At 55.6% G+C, this 22,383-nt stretch carries 20 protein-coding genes; 5 read left to right on the top strand and 15 right to left on the bottom strand.

Annotation, left to right across the window (positions count from 1 at the left end; all coding sequences use genetic code 11):
• Window positions 1-196: 196 nt before the first annotated feature.
• From ptsP to Pla52o_RS20390, 3 genes are all read left to right on the top strand, one after another.
• Window positions 197-1,942 (top strand): phosphoenolpyruvate--protein phosphotransferase, encoded by a 1,746-nt coding sequence (gene ptsP, locus Pla52o_RS20400; protein ID WP_197169397.1) that lies wholly within the window; start codon window positions 197-199, stop codon window positions 1,940-1,942.
• A 105-nt stretch (window positions 1,943-2,047) separates the two neighbouring features.
• Window positions 2,048-2,737, top strand: a complete 690-nt coding sequence (locus Pla52o_RS20395; protein ID WP_231612504.1) for a TIGR03936 family radical SAM-associated protein — start codon at window positions 2,048-2,050, stop codon at window positions 2,735-2,737.
• A gap of 86 nt (window positions 2,738-2,823) precedes the next feature.
• Entirely contained in the window at window positions 2,824-4,428 is a 1,605-nt protein-coding gene (locus Pla52o_RS20390; protein ID WP_146596480.1) for an Rne/Rng family ribonuclease, read from the top strand.
• A gap of 360 nt (window positions 4,429-4,788) precedes the next feature.
• Here Pla52o_RS20390 and Pla52o_RS20385 read toward each other — a convergent pair whose 3' ends face one another.
• Window positions 4,789-6,186, bottom strand: a complete 1,398-nt coding sequence (locus Pla52o_RS20385; protein ID WP_146596479.1) for a tetratricopeptide repeat protein — start codon at window positions 6,184-6,186, stop codon at window positions 4,789-4,791.
• Window positions 6,187-6,306: 120 nt separating this feature from the next.
• A complete protein-coding gene (locus Pla52o_RS20380) occupies window positions 6,307-7,869 on the bottom strand; it encodes a sigma-70 family RNA polymerase sigma factor (RefSeq protein WP_146596478.1) in 1,563 nt (520 codons plus the stop codon).
• 865 nt (window positions 7,870-8,734) lie between these two features.
• On the opposite strand from Pla52o_RS20380, the gene Pla52o_RS20375 reads away from it, so the two are divergent.
• Complete coding sequence (locus Pla52o_RS20375; protein WP_146596477.1) at window positions 8,735-9,280, top strand: hypothetical protein; 546 nt, start codon at window positions 8,735-8,737, stop codon at window positions 9,278-9,280.
• A gap of 221 nt (window positions 9,281-9,501) precedes the next feature.
• On the opposite strand, the gene Pla52o_RS20370 is transcribed toward Pla52o_RS20375, so the two are convergent.
• The 12 genes from Pla52o_RS20370 to Pla52o_RS20315 form a co-directional block, all read right to left on the bottom strand.
• The gene (locus Pla52o_RS20370; RefSeq protein ID WP_231612503.1) at window positions 9,502-10,215 is read right to left on the bottom strand and encodes a class I SAM-dependent methyltransferase; all 714 of its coding nucleotides are present in this window, start codon (window positions 10,213-10,215) and stop codon (window positions 9,502-9,504) included.
• 141 nt (window positions 10,216-10,356) lie between these two features.
• Window positions 10,357-12,015, bottom strand: coding sequence for a putative manganese-dependent inorganic diphosphatase (locus Pla52o_RS20365; protein WP_146596475.1), 1,659 nt, complete (start codon window positions 12,013-12,015; stop codon window positions 10,357-10,359).
• Window positions 12,016-12,082: 67 nt separating this feature from the next.
• A complete protein-coding gene (locus Pla52o_RS20360; RefSeq protein ID WP_146596474.1) occupies window positions 12,083-12,634 on the bottom strand; it encodes a flavoprotein in 552 nt (183 codons plus the stop codon).
• On the bottom strand, window positions 12,631-12,906 hold the full coding sequence (locus Pla52o_RS20355) for a DNA-directed RNA polymerase subunit omega (protein WP_146596473.1): 276 nt from the start codon (window positions 12,904-12,906) through the stop codon (window positions 12,631-12,633). Before Pla52o_RS20355 ends, Pla52o_RS20360 begins: the two co-directional genes overlap by 4 nt.
• Window positions 12,891-13,493 (bottom strand): guanylate kinase, encoded by a 603-nt coding sequence (gmk, locus tag Pla52o_RS20350; RefSeq protein WP_146596472.1) that lies wholly within the window; start codon window positions 13,491-13,493, stop codon window positions 12,891-12,893. Before gmk ends, Pla52o_RS20355 begins: the two co-directional genes overlap by 16 nt.
• A gap of 17 nt (window positions 13,494-13,510) precedes the next feature.
• Window positions 13,511-14,503 (bottom strand): YicC family protein, encoded by a 993-nt coding sequence (locus Pla52o_RS20345; protein WP_146596471.1) that lies wholly within the window; start codon window positions 14,501-14,503, stop codon window positions 13,511-13,513.
• A 5-nt stretch (window positions 14,504-14,508) separates the two neighbouring features.
• A complete protein-coding gene (secG, locus tag Pla52o_RS20340; protein ID WP_197169396.1) occupies window positions 14,509-15,174 on the bottom strand; it encodes a preprotein translocase subunit SecG in 666 nt (221 codons plus the stop codon).
• A gap of 55 nt (window positions 15,175-15,229) precedes the next feature.
• Window positions 15,230-15,985 (bottom strand): triose-phosphate isomerase, encoded by a 756-nt coding sequence (tpiA, locus tag Pla52o_RS20335; RefSeq protein ID WP_146596470.1) that lies wholly within the window; start codon window positions 15,983-15,985, stop codon window positions 15,230-15,232.
• A complete protein-coding gene (gene aroF, locus Pla52o_RS20330) occupies window positions 15,982-17,019 on the bottom strand; it encodes a 3-deoxy-7-phosphoheptulonate synthase (RefSeq protein ID WP_146596603.1) in 1,038 nt (345 codons plus the stop codon). Before aroF ends, tpiA begins: the two co-directional genes overlap by 4 nt.
• Before the next feature lie 697 nt (window positions 17,020-17,716).
• The gene (locus Pla52o_RS20325; RefSeq protein ID WP_146596469.1) at window positions 17,717-19,021 is read right to left on the bottom strand and encodes a glycosyltransferase; all 1,305 of its coding nucleotides are present in this window, start codon (window positions 19,019-19,021) and stop codon (window positions 17,717-17,719) included.
• Between the two features lie 49 nt (window positions 19,022-19,070).
• Window positions 19,071-19,925: a class I SAM-dependent methyltransferase gene (locus Pla52o_RS20320; protein WP_146596468.1), complete on the bottom strand. Its 855-nt coding sequence runs from the start codon at window positions 19,923-19,925 to the stop codon at window positions 19,071-19,073.
• Complete coding sequence (locus Pla52o_RS20315; protein WP_146596467.1) at window positions 19,912-20,754, bottom strand: TylF/MycF/NovP-related O-methyltransferase; 843 nt, start codon at window positions 20,752-20,754, stop codon at window positions 19,912-19,914. Before Pla52o_RS20315 ends, Pla52o_RS20320 begins: the two co-directional genes overlap by 14 nt.
• A gap of 289 nt (window positions 20,755-21,043) precedes the next feature.
• On the opposite strand from Pla52o_RS20315, the gene Pla52o_RS20310 reads away from it, so the two are divergent.
• The gene (locus tag Pla52o_RS20310) at window positions 21,044-21,457 is read left to right on the top strand and encodes a hypothetical protein (protein WP_146596466.1); all 414 of its coding nucleotides are present in this window, start codon (window positions 21,044-21,046) and stop codon (window positions 21,455-21,457) included.
• A 168-nt stretch (window positions 21,458-21,625) separates the two neighbouring features.
• Here the strand turns inward: Pla52o_RS20310 and Pla52o_RS20305 are convergent, their stop codons facing one another.
• Entirely contained in the window at window positions 21,626-22,039 is a 414-nt protein-coding gene (locus tag Pla52o_RS20305) for an SseB family protein (protein ID WP_197169394.1), read from the bottom strand.
• Window positions 22,040-22,383: the final 344 nt, after the last annotated feature.

Raw genomic sequence — 22,383 nt, 5'->3', positions numbered from 1 at the left:
CCCAAGCCTAGAGCGGACAGTGCTTGATCTCTTCAATTGATCAACCCAAATTCAACCGAACATAACGATGGATCGTATTGCGAAACTGCAAGTGACTCTCCGGTCGTCTGATTGACCAACGATGCAAAAGCGGAGCTTCCGCGAAAAGACATCACGAGCGTCCCTTTGAGTCTCGTCAACGATCCGTCGGCCAACGATGGTCGAACTACAAGGCATTCCCGTCTCACCGGGCGTGGCTATCGGTCCTGCGCTCGTCTTGGACGCGGATGGCTACAGAATCCCTAGGTGTCTCGTTGCCGCAGAAGATGCGGAGAGCGAGTTCACGCGCCTACAATCCGCCGTGGAGGGAGTCTCCGCGCTGCTGGAAACGAATCGCTTGAACACGTCGGCCGTGGCCGGGGTGAACACGGGCGATATTTTTGCTGCTCAACTGCAAATGCTGCACGACCCGCGACTGCATGCCGAACTGGGGCGACGCATCCGCGAGGAGCACCAAGCGGCCGCCTATGCGGTTAGCCGTGTGCTACACAACTACGCCGCCGCCCTACGCCGACTCGACAACCCGTTGCTTGCCGACCGCGCCGAAGACGTGCTCGACATCGAAAAGCAACTCCTACTGCAACTCGGTGCGGTCTCCCGTCAACCGCTCTCTGAGTTGACCGAGCCGGTCATCGTGCTTTCGCACTCCTTGACCCCCAGCGAAACGGCCAGCCTTGACCGCCGCTACGTGCATGGTTTTTGCACCGAAACGGGCGGCCCCGGAGGGCACACTGCGATCGTAGCCAAAGGACTTGAACTGCCCGCCGTGGTCGGCATTGGACCGTTCATGGAAAACATAGGCAGCGCAGCGTGCGTGATCGTCGATGGCGACCGCGGTCGCGTGATCATCGACCCCGACGAAGCAACGATCCTGCAATACACCGAGCGGTTGCAGCAGCGTGAATCGCTTTCGGCACGACTGGCCGAACTAAAGGATCTACCCACCGAAACGGTGGACAAGGTACGCATCGGACTCAGCGCCAACATCGAGTTCCCGTACGAAACCGAGTCCTGCTTGGAACGTGGTGCGGACGGAATCGGCCTTTATCGAACGGAGTTCCTCTACCTTTCAAGCTCCGAAGAACCGAGCGAAGAAGACCACTACGAAGCTTACAGCCAAGTCGTCCGAGAGATGAACGGCCGCCCGGTCGTCATCCGCACACTCGATCTAGGCGCGGACAAGATGGGACACCGGCCGCTGGCCGAACAAGAGCACAACCCATTCCTGGGGCTCCGCAGCATCCGTCTGTCCCTGAAAAACCTGGATCTCTTCCGCCCTCAACTTCGGGCTGTACTTCGCGCGGCCGTACACGGCGATGTGCGGGTCATGTTCCCGCTGATCACGACGATTGCGGAACTGCGTCAGGCTCGGATGCTACTAAACGTTGTCGCCGAAGACCTCAGCGAATCGGGAATCCCTTACCGCTCGGACATTCCCGTAGGCATGATGGTTGAGGTTCCCGCGGCCGTCATCATGCTGGATCACTTTGTCAAGGAAATCGACTTCCTAAGCATCGGCACCAACGACCTCGCTCAATACACATTAGCGGTGGACCGCAGCAACGAATATGTCGCCGACCTGTACCAGTCCTGCGACCCGGCGGTCCTGCGGCTGATCGCCACGAGCGTCAAGATTGCCGATGCAAACCACACGCCGCTCGCAGTGTGTGGCGAGATGAGCAGCAATCCGGGGAGGGCATTACTGCTGATCGGTCTTGGCGTTCGCAACTTGAGCGTCCCTCCGTCATCGCTGCATCGCGTGAAGAAGGCGATCCGCAGCGTCACTTTGAAACAATGCACCCAGATCGCCGAGCGCGTGATGACATTCGATTCGGCGCGCGATGTCGATCTCTACCTTCAAGACCGGCTTAGCGACCTCGTCCCGGAGTTGATCGTTCATTGATTCGCCGCCCGTATTGATGACCCGCCCTGAAACCGAATGCGTATTGTGACTGAATCTCCCGCTCCAAAAAAATCGACAAACGCCGAGCCAAGGGAACAGGCTCCGTTGAGAATTCGGTATCGCGTTCGCTTTCAAAAAACAGGCTTGTTGCGCTGGATTAGCCACCGAGACCTAGCAGCCCTTTGGGAGCGAATTGCCCGACGTGCGATGCTTGAGTTGTCGATGACGGAAGGATTCCATCCCAAACCGCGGATCAGCTTCCCCTCGGCACTGGCCCTCGGCGTGGAAGGTCTAGACGAAGTGGTCGAACTTGAGCTGGCGGAAAACATTTCGCCTTGCGAACTACTCAAGCGACTCGAAAACGACCACCAACCCGGTCTCTCGATCAACAGCGTAAGCCGTCTACCCCAAGGATTTGGCAAAGGCCAATTACAGGAAAGTAAATTCAGCATCACGCTGCCTGAGCACGCGGACACTCGCTCCATCGAAACCGCGATCACGCAACTACGGAACCAAACCACCGTCTCGTTCCAACGCAAAAACAAAACACTCGTTGCCCACGTCGCCCAGCAAATCCCCGAGCTCAAATTGTGCGACGGTCTCTTGCGTCTAACGCTTGCCGCATCCGATTCAGCATCCTTAAAGGCTCACGACGTCCTGGACTTGCTCGGGTTCGATGACTGGATCGAAAACGGATCTCTGGTGATCCGCGAGCACGTGATCCTGGAAACCGAATTCCATTCAAACCACCCTGCCGAAGTCGCCACGGCGACCCACGCAGCACCAACACAATAACCGAATACTAACCATGTCAGCGTCCATGCGAACGCAACTGATTGGTTTGCACTCAGCTGACAAAACCACCTGAAAGGTGACTTTTAATGAAGAAAGAAATGCTAATCAACGTACTGCAACCCGAAGAATGTCGGATTGCAGTGTTAGCCGATGACCGACTCGACGAGTTGTACATCGAACGGAAAAGTGTCGAAGCGTTTGCTGGGAACATCTATCGCGGCAAGATCGTCAACTTAGAACCAAGCATTCAAGCCGCGTTTGTCGACTTCGGTGTGGGCCGCAACGGCTTCCTGCATATCAGCGATGTCGAGCCTCAATACTTTCGCCAAGGTGGCTACGACCCCGAAGAGGTAATGCGAGAATCGGACGAGATGGCGGAAGCCGCAGCCAAGCGAGCTCGCGATTCCGGCCACGGCCGCAAACATGCATTCAAAGGGGGACGCCCTCGCGTCAAACCGCCCATCCAAGAGATCTTCCGTCGTGGCGACGAAGTGCTCGTGCAAGTCATCAAAGAAGGCATCGGCACCAAAGGGCCCACCCTCAGCACCTACATTTCGATCCCCGGTCGCTACCTCGTTTTGATGCCGGCACTTTGCCGGGTTGGGGTCAGCCGCAAAATCGAAGACGATGACGATCGCAAACGGCTCAAACGCTGCTTACTCTCGCTCAATCCACCCAAGGGACTTGGGTTCATCGTGCGAACCGCCGGTGCGGGGCGAAGCGAGATCGAACTTCAGCGTGATATGGAATACTTGCTGCGACTTTGGAAGGCCATTGTTCGTCGCGTCAAAACGCTAACGGAACCTGGCGTGCTCTACGAAGAGAGCGACTTGATCATTCGTACGATCCGCGATATCTATTGCGACGAAATCGACCAGATCCTGATCGATGAACCCGAGTCTTACGAGAAAGCACGCGAATTCTTGAAGATGGTCATGCCACGAGTGGTCGACCGCTTGAAGCTTTACGAAGGCAGCGAACCGCTGTTCCACAAGCACAAGCTCGAAGAAGAAATCATGATGATCAATCAACGCACGGTGCAATTGCCCGATGGAGGTTCGATCGTCATCGACCCCACCGAAGCACTCGTCGCGATTGACGTTAACAGCGGCAGCTTCCGCGGCAACGACTCCGCCGAAGAAAACGCGTTCCGCCTCAACATGGCTGCGGCCAAGGAAATTGCCCGCCAACTCCGCTTGCGTGACCTCGGCGGCGTGATCGTCAATGACTTCATTGACATGCGAAAAGAAAGCTATCGCCGCAAGGTCGAGCGTGCCCTGCGCGATGCAATGTCAAGCGACCGAGCACGAACCAAGATCTTGCGAACCAGTCCCTTTGGCTTGATCGAGATGACTCGCCAGCGAATTCGCCCGAGCCTCAAACGTAGCATCTACACCGATTGCCCTTGTTGCCAAGGACGCGGATTGGTCAAAACGGCCGAAAGCATGTCGATCGAGGTCATCCGCATGCTCGCCCTTGCCGTCCGCAATACTCACATCGAGCGCGTCACAATCCGCGTCAACGACGAAGTTGCGGCATACCTCAACAACAAAAAACGTCGCGATGTGATGGAGGCCGAAGACATCGGCAAGATGGCTGTCCAGATTCTCGGTAGCGAAGGCCTGTTCCCCGAGCATCTCGAAATGGATTGCCGCGACGCCCAGGGCGAACGAGTCGAAATCGATTCCTAGGCGAACTTGATCCTGCGAAACTCGAAACGCTCAAGAGCTTCTCCTCTTGAGCGTTTTTTTATGGAATAGGTCTACGGAACAAGGCATACGCTGCTCCGACGCGATCAGCTCTCCACTCGCTAGACGGTGGACCGCGTTCTTGCGAACGCAGCTACGGCTTGAATCCTACATGATTTATCAAATGGCTCTAACGCGAATATTCCATAACCCGAAGCGTACGCGAGGGAACGATCACCCTTGACTCGGTCCCTCGCTAACGCGTCGGGCTGTGATTTTGTTTGCGCACTGCATTTAAAATGCTTAACACGTTGCTGAGTAATCCGCTAAGACATTTCTGCTCGGTCCGATGCAATTTCCGGGCTACCGCGTTTCGCTCAAATGCTGCACGACGCGATCCATCACCGTTGACCATTGCCCCAGTTCGGTTTGACGCATCAGCTTCATACTTGGATACCACGGCGTTCGCTCCCCGACATTGCGCCAACGCCAATCGGGAACCTTCCCTAACATCACGATCACCTCGACGCCCAACGCGCCGGCCAAGTGGGCGATCGCCGTATCGCTAGTCACCACCACATCTAGGTTCCTCAGAATCGCGGCGGTATCGGTAAACGCCCCCTGTGTGGCATCGATCCCCGCCGGTAAACCCACGATCGAATCTGCGAAATCACAACGCTTCAATTGCTCCGTTCCATACCCAAACTGCAGACTGACAAGGGCGCAATCCGAGAGCGTTGTCAGCGGTCTGAACGATTCGAGCGAGAGGCTGCGATAAACGTCGGCATGATGCTCTGGATTGCCCTGCCAATTGATCCCAATGCGACGCGGCGCGGAACCGGCGCCACGGGGGACGTGCTGCGTCATCCACTGTGCCCAGCGCTCACATTGGGCACCGCTCGCGGAAAGGTAGCCAGCACTCTCCGCGAAAAGATCAGCGCCCACGGCAAGCTCACCTGTTTGCTGATACCAAAAGTCAACCACGTCGAGAAACGATGCGTGATAGTCGATCGGGGGAACCACGGAACCGCTGGGCAGCAACAATTCGATGCCGGGGGTGGATCCAATCAACGGCATCATCTCGGCCGCGCACTGGACGTAGACAGTGGCACCGCATTGCTTCAAGACCGCAGCAACGCGAACGAACTGAATCGCATCCCCACGCCCTTGCTCGGGATACAACAGGATCGACTTTCCGCCTAAATCCTCGCCCTGCCAAACCGGAGCCATCACCTGGGGGCGATACGTTCCCGGCATCGCCCAGCGCCAACGATACTCGCGCCAGCCAACTTCGTCGTTACCCAACAACAGATTGATGACGCCGAGATTTCGATGCAACTCTGCGTTCCGAGGATCGATGACCAACCCCTCTTCGTACCACCTTAACCCTCGCTCGATCTCCCCCGCCCAAATCCATAACGTCCCCCGATTCTTCAGCGCCGAGAGATAGCCCGGCTTCTGCTTCAGTGCGGTTGCCAACGCTTGCTCCGCCTCGTCAATCCGACCCAGCATTCGCAATGAGTTTCCGAGATTGTTCCAAGCAATCGGGAACGATGCACGAATCGCCAGGGCATCGCGATAGGCAGCAACAGATTGCTCAAAATCTCGCTGATCGAAAAAGGCGATCCCGAGATACACCAGCGCGTCGGCATTCCGCGGTGCATGAGCGAGCACATGCCGATAGATTTGCATTGCCTCGTCGAGCTGGCCGGACTGATGTCGCTGCCAACCCTGCTGAAGCAACTCCTGAACGCTTGGCATCGTGATTCTGAACTCCTCGGGGACGCAATGATCGATGGCCCCAATCTACAAAAAAAAATGGCGACGTACTTGAGCAAGCACATCGCCATCAGTTGTTAATGCAAACGTATTACGTTGAGACTAGTCGAGGAACCCGACCAAATCTTGACTCCGGCTTGGCTGTTGAAGCTTGCGAACCGCCTTGGCTTCAATTTGGCGAATCCGCTCTCGCGTCACCTTAAAGATGTGACCAACCTCTTCGAGCGTGTAGCTGTAACCATCGCCAAGTCCGTAACGCAACTTGATGATTTCGCGTTCACGATAGGACAACGACTTCAAGACGCCTGTGATGCGATCACGCAGCATTTCCTGGGTCGCCCCAATTTGTGGGCTCTCTGCTGCTCCATCGGGTAGCAGGTCGCCAAATTGACTGTCTTCGCTATTACCGACGGGACGATCCAACGAAATCGGGAAACGGCTCATCGTCAAAACACGACGTGCCTCTTCGACCGTGACGTCGGCGCGACGTGCGGTTTCCTCGATCGTAGGTTCACGTCCGAGTTCCTGAAGCAATTGACGAGCGACGTTCCGCACGCGGCTCATCGTTTCGACCATGTGAACAGGAATACGAATCGTTCGGCTTTGGTCTGCGACCGCACGCGTGATCGCTTGTCGAATCCACCAAGTCGCGTACGTACAGAACTTGAAACCACGACGGTATTCGAACTTGTCGACCGCTCGCATCAAACCGGCGTTACCTTCTTGAATCAGATCCAAGAAGGACAAACCACGGTTGCGATACTTTTTGGCGATCGACACGACCAAACGAAGGTTACCTTCGCTCAGTTCGCGTTTGGCTTGTTGGTACTCTGCGTAAACCTTATTGAGCATCGCAACCCGGTTGCGAAGCGAGGTTGGTGTTTCCTGGCAAGCGGTCAAAATTTGACGTCGCTCATGAAGCAATTTGTCTCGCACTTCACGCCCATGTTTGGTGCGTTTCTGATCCGAGATCATCTCGTCAATTTCGGACAACCGATGCGAGAACTTTTCGAGCAGATCGATGCGTGTTTCGATTCGCTGAGTACGCAGACCGAGTTCTTCGATCAAACGCACCGCGCGACGGCGACGACGCGCCAACGAACGCCACGCTTCGACGCGACGACGCTGCGAGGCCGCCTTGCTAAGCGACACTTTCCAATCGTGACGATTCCGACGCAGCAATGTTTGCAACGTCCGAAGATTATGAGGCAAACGCCCCACAATTTGCTCTTTCTCGAGATGGTCGGTCACCGAAACCTGAACGGTACGGTCGAAAGGCAATTGGCCGCGGTAAACCTTCTTGAGTGTCTTGTAAGCTTCGACAAGAACGTAATGGTTTTCGAGCAGTTTGGTGCGGAATCGACGTCGAGTTTCTTCGATGCGCTTGGCAAGCTCAATTTCTTGCTTTCGCGTGAGCAGTGGAATCTCGCCCATTTGGGTCAAGTACATCCGAACCGGGTCATCGGACCACGTCTCGGCTTCGTCACCAGCAAGCAGTTCATCCGGACTTTCGAGTTGGACTTCGCCATCTGCAGCGGAAGCCATGGCGACGGCAGCGTCATTATCATCGCTGTCGTCAACAGGCAGTTTGCGAAAACTACCTGTCACGGCTTCCGTGCTTTGGACGGTTACGTCATCAAATTCGTCCAAGAGTGTATCGAACAAAGGGGAACTCCTAGCGGAACAGTTTGTGAGATATAAGGGCTAAAAACGCGTTTCGAATGATTTCAAACGAAACCAGCAATCATGTGATGAAGGGCAATCTTGAAAATTCTATCTAAGTTGGAATGAGCGAGGTGATTAGCGGAGGTGTCATTCGAATTTTCAATCACATCCGATTGATTGTTGACGAGTTGCTTGAGAACAAAGTTGCTTCTTAACTCTACACCATGGTGAACTCATTATTACGACAGTACTTCAATTGGAAGAAGTTTCTAGATGTACAGGTTGTTTGCATTAATCGCAAATCAACCGCTACAGAAACAATTCACAGGAATGAGTTTTAGATGGATCAACGTAGAGAAACACAAGCGTGAAGCGGAATTGGGACACAATAAGACCAGCCAGACAGGAGCGAACTCAGTGAAACCGCAGAGAATTCAGACCACATCTCCACCGTCCACTCAACCTTCGATTGCCAGAACGCACCCAATGTGAACCAACACAACGGTGATGCCGTAATCAAGAGTTTCCCCCCGTCCATACTTTCTCAAGCTTCATGACCTCCAATGAAGTCCTGCAGCTTTTACTGCCATCCAAGCAGCATTCAGCAAACAACCACTCTTGTAGGTGGATTCCGATCCTTCGGGTTCACCTGGACGAACAAAACAGTTCGCTATTGCTACCGCGAGCCACCGAAGAAGGTGTCCGACACAGGGCTGGAGGAAGTGAGAACAAGTCGCACGTTGACTCCGTTAGCTGGTGGGAGCGGTATAGGTTGGCGGTGGCGCCGTTTGCACACTTTGGATTTTAGTCAGGTTGCCTCATCGGTCCACCCACTTCGTCTTCAATTCTTTTTCAATTAATCTTCATGTACCAACTTTCTTGCCCTCATTGCCAGAGCGTCATTGCGGTTTCTCCCTCCCAGGCGGGCGACCAGACGCAATGCCCCTCCTGTGGCGAAACGGTCGCTATCCCAAGGCTCCGTGAGCTCAGACAGCTCCCCCAGGACGAAGCCCAAACCGCTTCCTCGGATCGCGAAGCCCCCCCCTTCGAGGAGCCTGGATTTGCCCAGCGAATTGGGACGGTTGCGTTGGGGCTGATTTGCACCGCAAGTCTATTGATTGCCGGATACTGCGGCATTCGCTGGGCCACGATTGAGGTCCCGATGACGACGCAACGGCACGTCCAAGAGATCCGCGAAATCTACCCCACCCGGAACCCCGCCGAACTGCTCCGCGAGTACGAACAGATGGAAGAGGCCAGTCTGGAACTTCCCTCGCCCTATCTCTACAAGAAAATCCAGGAAGACAAAGATGGCTGGGGCCACAATGCCATGATCGCTGGAGGGATCTCAATTTTTACGCTCGCCGGAGCCATTTTTTTTGCGTCATCCGGACGATCGCGACGACCGTAGCTCGCCGTCTCTCTAGAAGACACTTGGTACGCGAAGCCCACCGTGGGCATCGCGGTGCCGCGGGCGATTGCGACCGCAAACCTCTTCGCAGCGCCGGGATCGCAGCGCCGGGCAAAGCCATCCACCCAAAAAAGGGGGGGGTGCGTATCGTCGCTTTCCCCGCTTCGCTTTGCTGCACACGAACCATCGCTAGCGCCGCGGAAAGCGATCGCGCGACCCACTCAACTCGCGTCAGGTTTGCGACGCAGAACGTAAACCACATCTTCGGTCGATGCGTCGACGTCAATCGGCTGATGTACGTCGTATCCAAAGTCATAGGTTGCAGCGACATCCCAACACTTGCTCGATTTAATCAATCGATTCATTTGCTTGGGGGTATAGCTTCGCAGCACGAGCTCATCCGTGATGCGAAAACTTTTCGAGGGACTGTGAATATCAAAACGAATTCCAAATCGCTCAATACGGCTCTCGGTATCTCGCTCGTTCGTCCACATGTGTGTATTGATTGCCAAATGTCCGCGGCGGGCGGACCACGACTCCGTCTCACTCGGCGGGACCGTCGTTGGCGTTAGATGAACGCCGAGCAAATACAGCCCGCCGGGACGAACGACCTGCCCCATGCACTGCAAATGCCCGCGTGCTTCTCGCTCGCTGCAGAGATGCCGAAAGCTGTTGATCGTGTTGAACGCCAGATCGCATTTCCAGGTCGTGGAAAAATCGGACATGTCAGCAACAAACGCCGATTCACGCACTCCGTGTCGGCGGAATCTTGCATTGCAAAACTCAACCGCTTTGGGATTCAAGTCGAGACCATCGACTCGAAAGCCTTTTTTCACCAACGCGTACAACAGCCGTCCGGTGCCACACGCAGGCTCGAACAATCGCTTCGGCGCACGCTCCATCCACTCGCTTCCGCAAGCTTGGATGAAGTTCACTTCGGCTGCACAATCGGCACCAAAGACGAGGTCGTAGTACTTTGGATGGTCGTAAATGGATTCATTAATGATGTCGATCGTAGGTCACTCCCATGCAATCGTTTCGCGAATAATCAATGGTTCGAACGGCCAGGAGATTTTTTACCTGCTCGATGCCGGCGCGGAATCCAACAGACTGATGATCAAGGGCAACAGTTGCTTTTTGCGGCTGACCACCTCTTCTAATTCGTACAGATTCTCTTCGAGCTCGGGATAGTTGATCTCGTCCCAGCCATCGGGTTCGCGGCTCATCAACAACAAACTGCCGTTGCTGGCGATGTCCGTGACCAACAACGCTGAAAAATCGAGCTGATTCTCCTTGGAGAGCTGTTCCAGCGCGGCCACAAGCTCGCCTTTACGATCCCAGAAAAGATCAAAGCCGATTTCTTCAATCTGAGAAATGGAGAACTTGACTCCCGCCTCTTCAAACTCTTTGCAATCCTCGCGCACCACGCGTTCCGCTTCTCCGCTACGCAGTGCCGACCCGACCTCAAAGAACTCCGTCGCATACTCTTTCAAATCAAGCGTGCAAAATTGTTGCAACCAAGCCAAAATGTCTCGATCCACATCGGTCGTCGTTGGCGAGCGTAAAAACAGCGTATCGCTGATGATGCCTGACGCCATGCACAGCGCCACCCCCGAAGTGGGTTCCAAGTTCGCCTGACGAAACTTGCGTGCGACCAACGTGCACGTGGACCCGACTGGTTCTAGTGTGAAACGAATGGGATTGGATGACTTCAGCGAACCTCCGAGGCGATGATGATCAAGCACTTCGCTGATGATCGCATCCTCCGCCCCTTGGACCGCCTGTGACAACTCGTTGTGATCGACCAGCACCAATTCAGGCATCGGTGGATTCACCAAATCACTTTTACTCAGCACTCCAAATAGCTTGCCGTTGTCGACCACGGGAAAAACGGTTTGCATGGTGCGAAAGACTTGTTGACGCGCCGTTGCGACCGGCATCTTGGCTGGCAACGAAATAAACTCATCGTTAACGACGGAATCGATCAACCGCGCAGCCTTGATACGCATCGTGGTCGTGGCGGTGTCATACGGGCTCACGATCACGGAAACGCCTCGGGCTTCCGCCAAGTGCAACAAACCACTCGACAACTCGTAGCCGCCCGTGATCACCAATGCTCGCACGCCCATCTCCAGAGCTGGCAACTGGATCGTGGGACGGTCACCGCTAACCACCAACAAGCGGTCAGCGGGAAATTGCTTCATTCGCTTGGTGAATCCTTCCGCACTCATCGCCCCCACGATCACGACGAATTCGTCGGTCTGGTCAGGCTTGACGCTATGTTGGAACTCACCATCGAGAACCGAGGCGACCTTGCTGAGATTGCTACACACTTCGCGGGAGTGAACCGGATCCACATCGCCTTGCAGCACGAGCTCCAACAGATCGAGCAAGGTCACAATCCCAAGCACCTTGTCGTCATGATCCAAGACCGGAATCGCGCTCAACCCATGCTCTTTCATCCGTTGGTAGACTTCGAAAAAGACTTCGGTTTGGCGCGCGAAGATCACATTACGCTGACACACATCCTCGATCTCAGGACGCACGTCCATGATGATCCGCGGCGGCGGCAACTTGGCTTTGCGGAGGGCAAACTCGGTACGTTGATTCGGAGCACCACAACAGGCGGCGATTGCATCCGGGCGACTGGTTTGCTTGAGGAAATCGGAGTACGCAATGGCACTGCAAATCGCATCGGTATCGGGATTGCGGTGCCCAAAGACAAACAGAGTCATGATTTAGCTCGAACCGCGAAACGCAGCAAAGAGATTTAGAAGTGGATCCACACATTTAGCAAGCAAGCTAATGCGAAGCAATCCGAAGCATAGCCGATTCGACGATGGAATTGGGCTCCGCCATGCGTCCTTCTCCGCGAACGCGACAACTTAACCAACCTGACTCGGGTCCGACAAAATGGCACCCATCGCCGCGCAGGACTTCCACATTCCGCTGGACCGACGGTTTGCTCCACATCGATGCACTCATCGCCGGGGCGAGCAGCACGGGACACTCCGCTTGCAGGTACAGCGTACTGATAAGATCGTCGGCCAGCCCCGTTGCAAACTTGGCTAAAAGATTAGCGGTGGCCGGCGCTACAATCATCAATGCCAAGTCGCGAGTCCACTCGATATGAGCTCCCAACGGAAAACGAGGGGAATCAAACGAATCCTGGGCGACCGGCTTTCCCGAGAGCGCCGCAAAGGTTGCCGCGCCAATAAACTGAGTCGCCGACGAAGTCATCGCCGTACGCAGATCGTAGCCCGATTGAACGAGCCGACTGCATACGGTCGCAGACTTGTAGGCTGCAATGCCACCGCCGACGGCGAGCAAGATCGCTCGCCCTTCCTTACTCATAGATCGGATGCATCCAAATCGGGGCCGTCCGAGGCGGCATCGGCTGCCGCGGTCAGATCCTCGAGCGTCTGGATCTCATTGTCCATGTTCAAGACGATCTTGTCCTGCATGATCTCTTGCAAAACAATCGTCATCTTGTCGTGGGTGTCGACGTTCACGAGCGCCCGGCTCCCCTGGTTCAATTGAACCAATCGCTTTTGAATCAGCGTGCTCAATTTAAAACGGCCACCGACCTTGTTGACAATCTCTTCTTCTTTTAGCTCTTCGAGCATGGCTTTGTTTCCTTTTGGTCTTTCAAAATTTGGCAGATATCCAAGACGGCTTGATCGACCGACTCGTTGATGATTTCGTATTGATAGCGATGCATGAACTGCATCTCTCGACAGGCTGTTTCGAGCCGAGCCGCAATCGCAGCCTCGGACTCCGTTGCACGCGTGCGAAGTCGCCGCTCAAGCTCCTCGGTTCCGCCCGGGTGAATGAAGAGTGTAATCGGATTGAACTCTTGATGATCGAGGATTGCCAGCGCTCCTTGAACATCGATCTCCAAAATAACCCATTTTCCGGCATTCAGGCCAGTGGCGACCTGCTCGTTTAACGTTCCATACCAATGCCCGCGGCCAAAAACCTCTTTGCACTCGAGGAAATCACCCACTTGGCGTCGCTGTTCAAACTCTTCGTGATCAAGAAAAAAGTAATCCACTCCATCTCGTTCACCGGGGCGAGGCGGCCGGGTGGTCGCCGACACGCTCATTTGGAGCGGCAATTCGCATTCCGATCTCAGCCGGCGCAAGACGGTCGATTTCCCCGCCCCACTCGGACCCGAAACAATGACCAATCGACCACACCCTTCCTCACTCATACTTTGCTTTCGTAGGATTATTCGAGATTTTGGACCAATTCTCGCATCCGTTCGATCGCACACTTGATCTCGACCACATGCGCCGAAATCTCCGTTTGCGACGCCTTGCTGCCAATCGTGTTGGTTTCTCGCAACATCTCCTGAACGATAAACTCCAACTTGCGGCCCGATGGCTCCCGATCGTTGCCCGCGTCAGCTTGGCTCGCGTCAATCTGGCCTGCGTCCGTTTGGCTCGCGGGCGGCTGCGAATCGCCAGCGACCTTGCCGCTAAGCGTCTGCTCAAACAACTGCAAATGACTGCCTAACCGCATGACCTCTTCGCTGTAGTCCACACGATCGGCATAGATTTGGACTTCCCTCAACAGATCGATCATTGGCACATCGATCTCGTGCTGCGCTAAGACCCGCTGAATCTTTGTCTCCAGCCGCTTTTGGTAGGCGTCCACACTTTGCGGTGCAAGCTCCGCGATCTGAGCGACGTGTTGACGAATCAGCTCGCAATCCATGCGAAGACTCGCAGCCATATTGGCTCCCTCTTGAGCCCGCATCACATCCAGACTCTGCACGGCGTCGCGGATCGTTTGCTGAACGGTTTCCCACAGGACCGCGTTGTCACGCCGATCTTGAGTCTTCTGGACAATGACGCCTGGAAGCATTGCAAGTTGAGCCAGATCGATCGTGGCCCCTTCTCCAGCAAAGGTATTCTTGGCGTTTTGCAATTGCGAGAAGTAAGCCCCCAACACTTCCGAGTCGATTTGCGGAAGCGTTTCTGCGGGCGGCCGCTTCCAACTAATCGCTAGATTCACACTGCCGCGGTGAATCAAGGTTCGCACCAGCGACTCCACCCGACTGTCAAACGACGACAGCGAATCGGTGGACCTCAGGGCGCACTTAAAGCCGCGGTTATTCACGGTGCGCACCTCCACCACAAACGTACCGAGATCCGTTTGCTGGGTGGCATGACCTTGGCCCGTCATGCTGCGCGCGTTTTCAATGATCACAGAGCTCATGCTGTCTACTTGTCGCCGTCACTCTCGGCCGCTTCTGCTGCTTTTTCGGTTGCCGCGGGCGTTTCAGGTGCAGGGGTTGCACTCGCGTCGGCCGCTTCCGCGGCGGGCTTCTCCTCAGCAGGCTTCTTCTCCGCAGGAGTTTCCTCAGCAGGTTTCTCTGTAGCGGGAGCTTCCGTAGCAGGAGCTTCCTCGGCAGGAGCTTCCATCGCCGGAGCGTCGCCGCTGGTTGCCGGTGTCAATTCAACGGCATTGGTTTTGGCATCGTCACCACCCGAAAGCTCCGCTTCCAAGCCGCTCAGCCCGTCCGCATCCAACGAGGGCAAATTCAAGGTTTCGCTGCTCGCCGCCGAGTCGTCTCCGACCGCGGAAACCGCAGAATCGACCGTGGTCGTCGATGGAGCGTGAGTGCCGAGCAACCACATCGTAAAGGCACATGAGAACGCCCACACGGTCGCCACGACGACAGTAATCACGGTGAAGGTGTCACCCGCTTTGCTACCGAATGCACTTTGTCCCCCGGGACCCCCAAGTGCTCCGGTCAACCCGCCCCCTTTTCCGCGTTGGATCAAGACCAACAGAATCAAAAACAACGACAGGAATCCCATCAAGAAGCCCAAAATGGCTCCCTCGAGAGAAGCAAGCAGCAAAAAACCAACGAGCAGAGCGGTCATGACAGGTTCGTCCTTCAAATAAACGATGTGTAGGGGTGTGTTTCGCGAAGCAAGCTCAACCTGCCGCGATGATTCCAGCGAAGTCTTCCGCTTTCAAGCTAGCTCCGCCAACCAAGGCGCCGTCGATATTCGGTTGCCCAAGCAATTCCTTGGCGTTACTCGGTTTGACGCTGCCACCGTATTGAATACGGATTTGTGCCGCTACGTCGGTTGTGAACAACTCGCCCAACAAGGAGCGAATGAACGCGTGAACCTCTTCGGCTTGTTCGGGCGATGCCGTTTTTCCCGTCCCGATCGCCCAGACGGGCTCGTAGGCGACGACGATGCCGGCCGCTCGAACTTCGTCGAGCCCCGCCAACGAACCGCGGATTTGGGTTTCGATGACCGCTTCGGTCTGGTTGGCTTCACGGTCTTGGAGCGTTTCGCCTACGCACACGATCGGCACCAAATTGCCTGCCAAAGCGGCGTGCAACTTGGTGCTAACGTCCGCATCGGTTTCTCCCATCAGGGCGCGACGCTCGCTATGCCCTAGGATCACGTAACCGCAACCGACATCGGTCAACATCGCGGCATTGACTTCGCCGGTGAAGGCACCATCCTCAGCCGCGTAAAGGTTTTGGGCTCCGAGCTCCACGGCCGTTCCCGCGACCGCGTCGGCAACGGTGTGCAGGTAAACCGCAGGCGGACAGAGCACGACTTGAACGGTCGGCTTTTCGCCCACCGCAGCCACGACGCCCTTTGCGAGTGCAACGGCACTTTCGCAACGGGTGTTCATCTTCCAGTTACCAGCAATGATTGTTTGACGACTCAACCCTTTTTCTCCGGGAGAGGGGATACGGTTTTTCCAAACAGCTTGGCGAGTTCCTTCATTTGAACCGCAAGCTGACGATATTGATCGGGTAGTAGGGCTTGAGGCCCATCACTCTTCGCTTCTTCGGGGCAATCGTGAACTTCGATATGCACCCCATCGGCCCCCGCCGCCAAGCCGGCAAGCGCACAGGCCGGAATCAAGTCGGGTCGACCGGTCGCATGCGAAGGATCGACGATCACAGGCAGATGGGTCAAACCATGCAGCACCGGAACGGCCGCCACATCGAACAAATTGCGGGTGACGTTATCAAAGCCTTTCACGCCACGCTCGCACAGCACCACGTTCATATTGCCTTGCGATAAAATATACTCGGCACACATCAACAAGTCGTTGATCGTCGCACTCATCCCCCGCTTGAGTAACACGGGACGTTGCGATTTGCCGACTTCCGTCAGCAAGGCAAAGTTCTGCATGTTTCGGGCACCGACTTGCAGCATATCGGCGTGCTCGGCGACCAATTCGACCAATCGGGGATCGGTGACCTCCGTGACGACGGGCACATTGAATTTGTCCCCGACCTCGCGGAGCAGTTTCAACCCCGCTTCGCCGAGCCCCTGGAACGCGTACGGGCTGGTGCGTGGTTTGTAGGCGCCGCCTCGAAACAGATTGGCTCCCGATTCACAAACACTTTCGGCGATCCGGAACATGCGATCGCGATCTTCGACGCTGCACGGACCCGCGATCATGCCGAGATGCCCCTTGCCGATCTTCACGCCCGAAACATCGATGATGCTCGGTTCGGGGTGAGCTTCGAGCGAGGCTAGCTTGTACGGCTGCATGACCGCAATCACCTGAGCGACCCCAGGAATCGCGTTGAGCGGCTCGGCTTGCAGCTTTTCTTCGTCACCGATAATGCCAACAATCGTACGAAACGTACCGCGACTCAGGTGGTGCTGGAGCCCGAGCGCTTCGATACGCTGAAGCACGTGATCGATTTGCTCGTCCGTAACGTTGCTTTGCAGAATGACGATCACGGCGTGAGGTGGCCTGTGAATGGAATTGGATTGTCGGAAGACGCCGTGTTGGGCAAGCGGGGCAATGTAGCAGGCAAACCGCAGAATCGTCGAGGCCAATGGCGGGTTGCGGCCACGCATTTCTTCGCCTCCGCTACGCGATGCAAGCCGTCTGAAACGCTCTCGGTCGCCTAAAAAAGAGCCTGCAACACCTCGCCGGATGCGCCAAACCCCTATTCTAACACCCTGGATCCCCCACCTCAGCACGCAAACCCAGCAAAAATTGCGAAAGCAACGAGCGGGAATCACGCTTAAATGGGCTACCGTAAACAAGCTGAGCCACAAGACCTGCTCATCGAATTGCTAGCCATGCTGGGCCTCGACACCACCCTTCGCTTCCTTTCGCGAACGATTCACATTTTTATCGCCACTTTTCTCGCTGAAATCCCTCGCCAAACCTCGCGGAAGCATCCCACAGCGACACAGAAGCCCCCCCCCGCACGGTGGGCCCAGGAAAAAACGTGGGGCCGTGGGCGAAAAGATTGGACCATCAATTCGGCGAGCGAGAGCAAATCGACGTCGTCGCCGAGTTGCCGTCACCGAGTTGCCGTCACCGAGTTGCCGTCACCGATTTTGGCGTCACGCCGCTGGTGACCAGCGGTTCATGCCGAATCTGCTTTGCCGACCAACGTTGCCGACCCATTTGTCGCTGGGGTTCCTATGCGACCCGTTTTCCCGCGGCCGAGGCCCCGCGTACGACTTGTTGCAGTAACGCTTGGTAACGAGACGTTTCGAGCGGGCCAGTGAATTCCTGCTGCATCATCTCGCGCGCCTTGACTCCCATCGCGAGTCGTTGCTCAGGATGGTCAAGCATCCACTTGATCTGCACTGCTAACGCTTCGCTGTCGCCGGTGGGAGCCAGCAAACCCGTGTTGTGATGCCGAACATAATCTGGAATTCCGCCAGCATCGAAAGCGACCACTGGGGTGCCGCAGGCCGAGGCTTCGAGCCCGGTTTGTGGCAAGTTGTCTTCGAGCGATGGCATCACGAACATGTCGGCCGCTGAATAGAACAACTGCTTTTGCAGCGCGTCACGAATGTAACCAAAATGACGAATCGAAGCGACATTGGACGGCAACTGCGGAGCATCGCCTCCTCCGAACATGATCCCTTGGACTTGATTGGGATCAAGTCTCGGCCAAGCTTCCATCAAACAATGAAACCCTTTGCGACGATTCGTCGCGACGTCGGCACCAAAGGCAATCACCTTTCGATCGGAACGAAGCCCTAGCGCCGCTTTGGCTTGGGATTTTTCGATCGGAGCAAACGCTTGGATGTCGATTCCTAGCGGAATGACGTGATGACTTGCCGCATTCCTCATCGGCATCGATCGTTTCGCTTGCTCGCTCATCCAATGACTCACCGAGACGACATGCAAGTCAAGTTCACGATACAGTTCGGTCTTCATCGCCATCGTTCGCGCCGACGGATCCGACGCATGTGCATGATCCAGCTGTGGACAACTTCCACACCCTCTTTCAAAGCGATCGCAACCCGCTGAAAAATGACATCCACCGGTAAACGGATTCATGTCATGCAAAACCCAAACGATCGGCCGCTGTTTAGGTAGCGATTGAAAAAAAGTCGGATAGTCAAACAGCTTACCGACCCAGTGGATCATCAGCACGTCACCGGTCAATTGGGACGTCGGAAAAGGGGTTGCGTGACGCAGCCTTCCGCTGCTGAAATACTCGCGTGTTGGACTGGGCCCAGGACGGTGACGGCGTTTTGCCCACGTCAACGAAGCGGTACGAGAGAGACGGTCGAAGGCTCGATTTAAAGGGCGAGCGTCAGTGTTCGATGGCCAAACAAGAGGTTGCGTCTCGGGCATTTCCGAACGGCTGAGCTTGGGTGAATGCCAATACCGACTATCGACCCCAGCAGCCAATAGTCCGGCATGGATCCTTTGGGCGGCACCTGCGGCGCCGCCGCTAACACCATAGCAAAGTTGGTCAACGATCATATTTGAGTCCTCTGAAACTCACTGCATTCGCAAGGCCGCAACACCTAAGTTAGGCCGCTCGGGACAGACCAACGTTCGTTTGTTTGGCATCTCGAGGACGCGTCGCTTCCATGTAAAGCGAGTCGGGCTTTCGCGGTGACGAACCAACATAATCGAGCTCAAAAGAATCAAACAATTCGATTTGGCTTTCGTTGGCAGAAACAACACTCGCGTTTTCGAAGCCCACCTCTCGCAACAATCGAGCAAGCGAAACACGGTCATACATCCAGCGATGGATTTCCCCTGAATCTCGGAAATTACCTTCGCGGAACGCATCGCGTCCCGACCTGCCTTGCACGATCGCAACCGCGGTAGCAGCCAATTGTTTCCTGGTCGAACGCCCCCAACGCGACAGACGGTTGCGCCACGTTCTCTTCGCCTTCTTTGCCGGATCCATTTCCGCGCCAATTCGCGACCGGATGAAATCGCGGTTGATCTGAGCGGGGTTTTCCATCGCTAGCTTCATCAAACCACCGCTTCTCGCTCGCGTCATTTGATCGAGAAGTTCAAGCGTCATCCATTGATGATTCGCGATGGCTTTCTCGTCTCCTCCGTCCGCTTCGTTCAGCGTTTGCAGGTAGGCGGTCGCGATCCCTTCCAAGTCGGGCACCACGACACGAATAATCCCGCCTGGACGCAGCACGCGAAAACAATCGCGTAGCATGGTCGCGGCATTGTCGGGAGTTAGATGCTCCAGCACATGCGAATGGTACACCGCTGCAAACTGCTCAGCTTCGTAAGGCAAGCCGCGACGCAGGTCACACTGATACACCTCTGGACCACTGGCGACTAAATCCACATTGGTCCAATCGGGATGGTAGCAGTTCCCACATCCGACATTCAAATACGCACTAGGCTGCGTCATGACGAGATCCTTGATGAACGAGGCTAGTGCCTGCACCGGTATCCGGTTGCGACGCCGCCAGCTTCACTGCATTGTGACGGATTCCAATGCGACCGGTGTAATCGAGACGGTGCAACATCATGCCGATGCCGTGCTTGGAAAGGTATTCATCGACCGCCCTTCGGGCACCTTCCCAATGACCATAATCATCGATAATGAGAACGCCGCCATCCGCAAGCCGAGGAAACAAATGTTCCATTTCGTGCCGTGTCGACTCGTACCAATCGGTATCCAAGCGAAGCAGTGCGATTTTCTCGGGCGCATGACCTGGGATCGTCTCTTCAACCATCCCCTCGTGAAAATGAACTCGACTTTCGTCGTAGCCGGTTTGTTTCATGTTGGCTTTTACTTCGTCCAACGCGGAAACGCACCAAACCGATTTGGGGTCTTCTTTGGATTCGATCTTGAGCAATTCCTCGGCGACATGACCATCGACCGCGACGTCCTTGCTCGTCGGTTCGCTCATTCCGCTAAAGGTGTCGAACAGATGCAAATGGCGTTCGGTATCACCGAATTGGGCCAACATGTTCGCAACCGCCATCATGCTGCCGCCTCGCCACACGCCGCACTCGACGATATCGCCAGGAATTCCGGCCGAGGACACATAACGCACCGCCTCGCATAGTCCGTGCAGTCGGTCGACCGAGGTCATCGTGTAGTCTTTGACGGCAACCATGGTACTGACGACATCCCGCTGCATATCGAGAGGGTATCGAGAGGGGTCGTTTAGTTCACGTCGACGGCGTTGTTCCTTCCGCTGTCGTTTCCACTGTGAAAAACTTCGAATCATGCACTCGACTCCCTGTCGAAAGCTGGGGGGGCTTGGCTCGATCTGCCAATGGCGACGATGCCTCGGAACCGTAAATCGGATGCTGCTGAGATTTACGAAATACGCCAACTCGCGGTCAACATCGATTGCTTCGCCCCATCGACTTTTGAATCGGGCCCATCGACTTTTGCATTGGGCAACGAACGCTGGACTCGGCAAACAAATAATAAAACCGCTAGGATGTGGAAATCCCCGTGGCTCTCCCCCCAGTTCCTCCTTTTATTGCTAGCAACTCCGGATTTCCAACTGCATGAACGCCTCCACCCCGAGTGACCTTCCGCCCGAGAACGACCCCGACACAGACTCACCCGACACAGACTCACCCGACACAGACTCACCCGACGCTGCCGAGACACAGTCGCTGGCACAGGTCACCAACAATGTCGATTCAAATCAAATCGCCCAGTTTGTGACCACGATCAAGAATGCAGAGCAGCAAGTCGGCGAGCACATCATCCAAGCGTTGCAGCACGAAGACACCGTGGCGGTGATCACGACCGTGGTGGTCGGCGACGATGGCCAACAACGGGTCGTCTCCGCGGCGCTCAATCCCGCACGGCTACAGCAAGTCCAAGATTTATTGCAAGCGGCAACGGACGAGCGAGAAGAGGAGGAGCCCTGCGTGGGATTTCACTGCTTAGTAAAACCGAAACAGACGTCATAAAAACGACGCCGCAGTCCATGCCACGCCATCGCGACCCCACCGCGCTGGGCGGTGGCATGATGGGCGGTGGCATCGGGAGTTAGCAATGACGTTAAGAGGGCAAAACGTCGGTAGCTGGAGTCGGTTTTGCCGCGAAAAGAGAACTTCCGCGGCAAACCAAGCCGCTGCTTAACCTTCCATCGGTTCGCCCAACTCAAGGACTTCGGTCGCCAATTCGGGATCGATAATTTGCTTGAATTCCGTTTCGGGATTGATCAGCAACCCGAATCCTTCAGGCAAGAACTCCAGCAACGTTTCCCCGTCCACGACGAAGCCTTGGACTTCGTCCTCTTCGGTGAACAGGTCGCCCATTTCGCCTACAAAAAGCCCGGCGTTTTCTTCGGACGAGAAGGCCACAAGCACATCGTGCTCCTCGATCTCTGCGGTCAATGCCCCCATGCTCTCTTCGTCGCCATCAGCCTCCTCTTCGTCGTCAATATTGATCAACACGAAATCAAGCTTCAGCAGGATGGAACGGATTTTTTGGGCGTTGCGTTCGGCGATCGCAGCATCCAAAGCTTGGACATTGGATTGGAAAGTCATGGACGCGAGGCTCGGTAATGAGTTCAAGAAACGGAAAAGATGCTCTGAATTGGCAATTCTGTAGTGTATCACGCCGAGCGACTGTTGATCAGATGCCCAGCGAAGATCAGATGCCCAGCGAAACCGTACCAGCGAATCCCGACACACGGGCTCGGAGCGACAATGAGGCTCCCCCTTCGGCATGGCGTCGCTCCGCGAATCGGGCGGGATTTAACCGCCCTTGGATTTCACTGCCCCCCCGGACGCTCGTCCCACCGGGCAGCTCGGCAGCTCGGCAGCTCGGCAAATAAGTCCGACAAAAACCGCTAACACCGCAATCCATGCCATCAATCGGCTTCTTGGGT

It is taken from the genome of Novipirellula galeiformis (assembly GCF_007860095.1).
In the GTDB taxonomy this organism is placed as follows: Bacteria; Planctomycetota; Planctomycetia; order Pirellulales; family Pirellulaceae; genus Novipirellula; species Novipirellula galeiformis.
Note: the sequence above shows the minus strand (reverse complement) of the source record. Positions and strands in the feature narration are given on the sequence as shown.

Excerpts from the sequence above, each read along its gene's own strand:
- ptsP (WP_197169397.1), top strand. The coding sequence starts at position 197 with ATGGTCGAACTACAAGGCATTCCCGTCTCACCGGGCGTGGCTATCGGT.
- Pla52o_RS20390 (WP_146596480.1), top strand. The coding sequence starts at position 2,824 with ATGAAGAAAGAAATGCTAATCAACGTACTGCAACCCGAAGAATGTCGG.
- Pla52o_RS20385 (WP_146596479.1), bottom strand. The coding sequence starts at position 6,186 with ATGCCAAGCGTTCAGGAGTTGCTTCAGCAGGGTTGGCAGCGACATCAG.
- Pla52o_RS20375 (WP_146596477.1), top strand. The coding sequence starts at position 8,735 with ATGTACCAACTTTCTTGCCCTCATTGCCAGAGCGTCATTGCGGTTTCT.
- Pla52o_RS20365 (WP_146596475.1), bottom strand. The coding sequence starts at position 12,015 with ATGACTCTGTTTGTCTTTGGGCACCGCAATCCCGATACCGATGCGATT.
- Pla52o_RS20360 (WP_146596474.1), bottom strand. The coding sequence starts at position 12,634 with ATGAGTAAGGAAGGGCGAGCGATCTTGCTCGCCGTCGGCGGTGGCATT.
- Pla52o_RS20355 (WP_146596473.1), bottom strand. The coding sequence starts at position 12,906 with ATGCTCGAAGAGCTAAAAGAAGAAGAGATTGTCAACAAGGTCGGTGGC.
- gmk (WP_146596472.1), bottom strand. The coding sequence starts at position 13,493 with ATGAGTGAGGAAGGGTGTGGTCGATTGGTCATTGTTTCGGGTCCGAGT.
- Pla52o_RS20345 (WP_146596471.1), bottom strand. The coding sequence starts at position 14,503 with ATGAGCTCTGTGATCATTGAAAACGCGCGCAGCATGACGGGCCAAGGT.
- secG (WP_197169396.1), bottom strand. The coding sequence starts at position 15,174 with ATGACCGCTCTGCTCGTTGGTTTTTTGCTGCTTGCTTCTCTCGAGGGA.
- Pla52o_RS20325 (WP_146596469.1), bottom strand. The coding sequence starts at position 19,021 with ATGATCGTTGACCAACTTTGCTATGGTGTTAGCGGCGGCGCCGCAGGT.
- Pla52o_RS20320 (WP_146596468.1), bottom strand. The coding sequence starts at position 19,925 with ATGACGCAGCCTAGTGCGTATTTGAATGTCGGATGTGGGAACTGCTAC.
- Pla52o_RS20315 (WP_146596467.1), bottom strand. The coding sequence starts at position 20,754 with ATGATTCGAAGTTTTTCACAGTGGAAACGACAGCGGAAGGAACAACGC.
- Pla52o_RS20310 (WP_146596466.1), top strand. The coding sequence starts at position 21,044 with ATGAACGCCTCCACCCCGAGTGACCTTCCGCCCGAGAACGACCCCGAC.
- Pla52o_RS20305 (WP_197169394.1), bottom strand. The coding sequence starts at position 22,039 with ATGACTTTCCAATCCAATGTCCAAGCTTTGGATGCTGCGATCGCCGAA.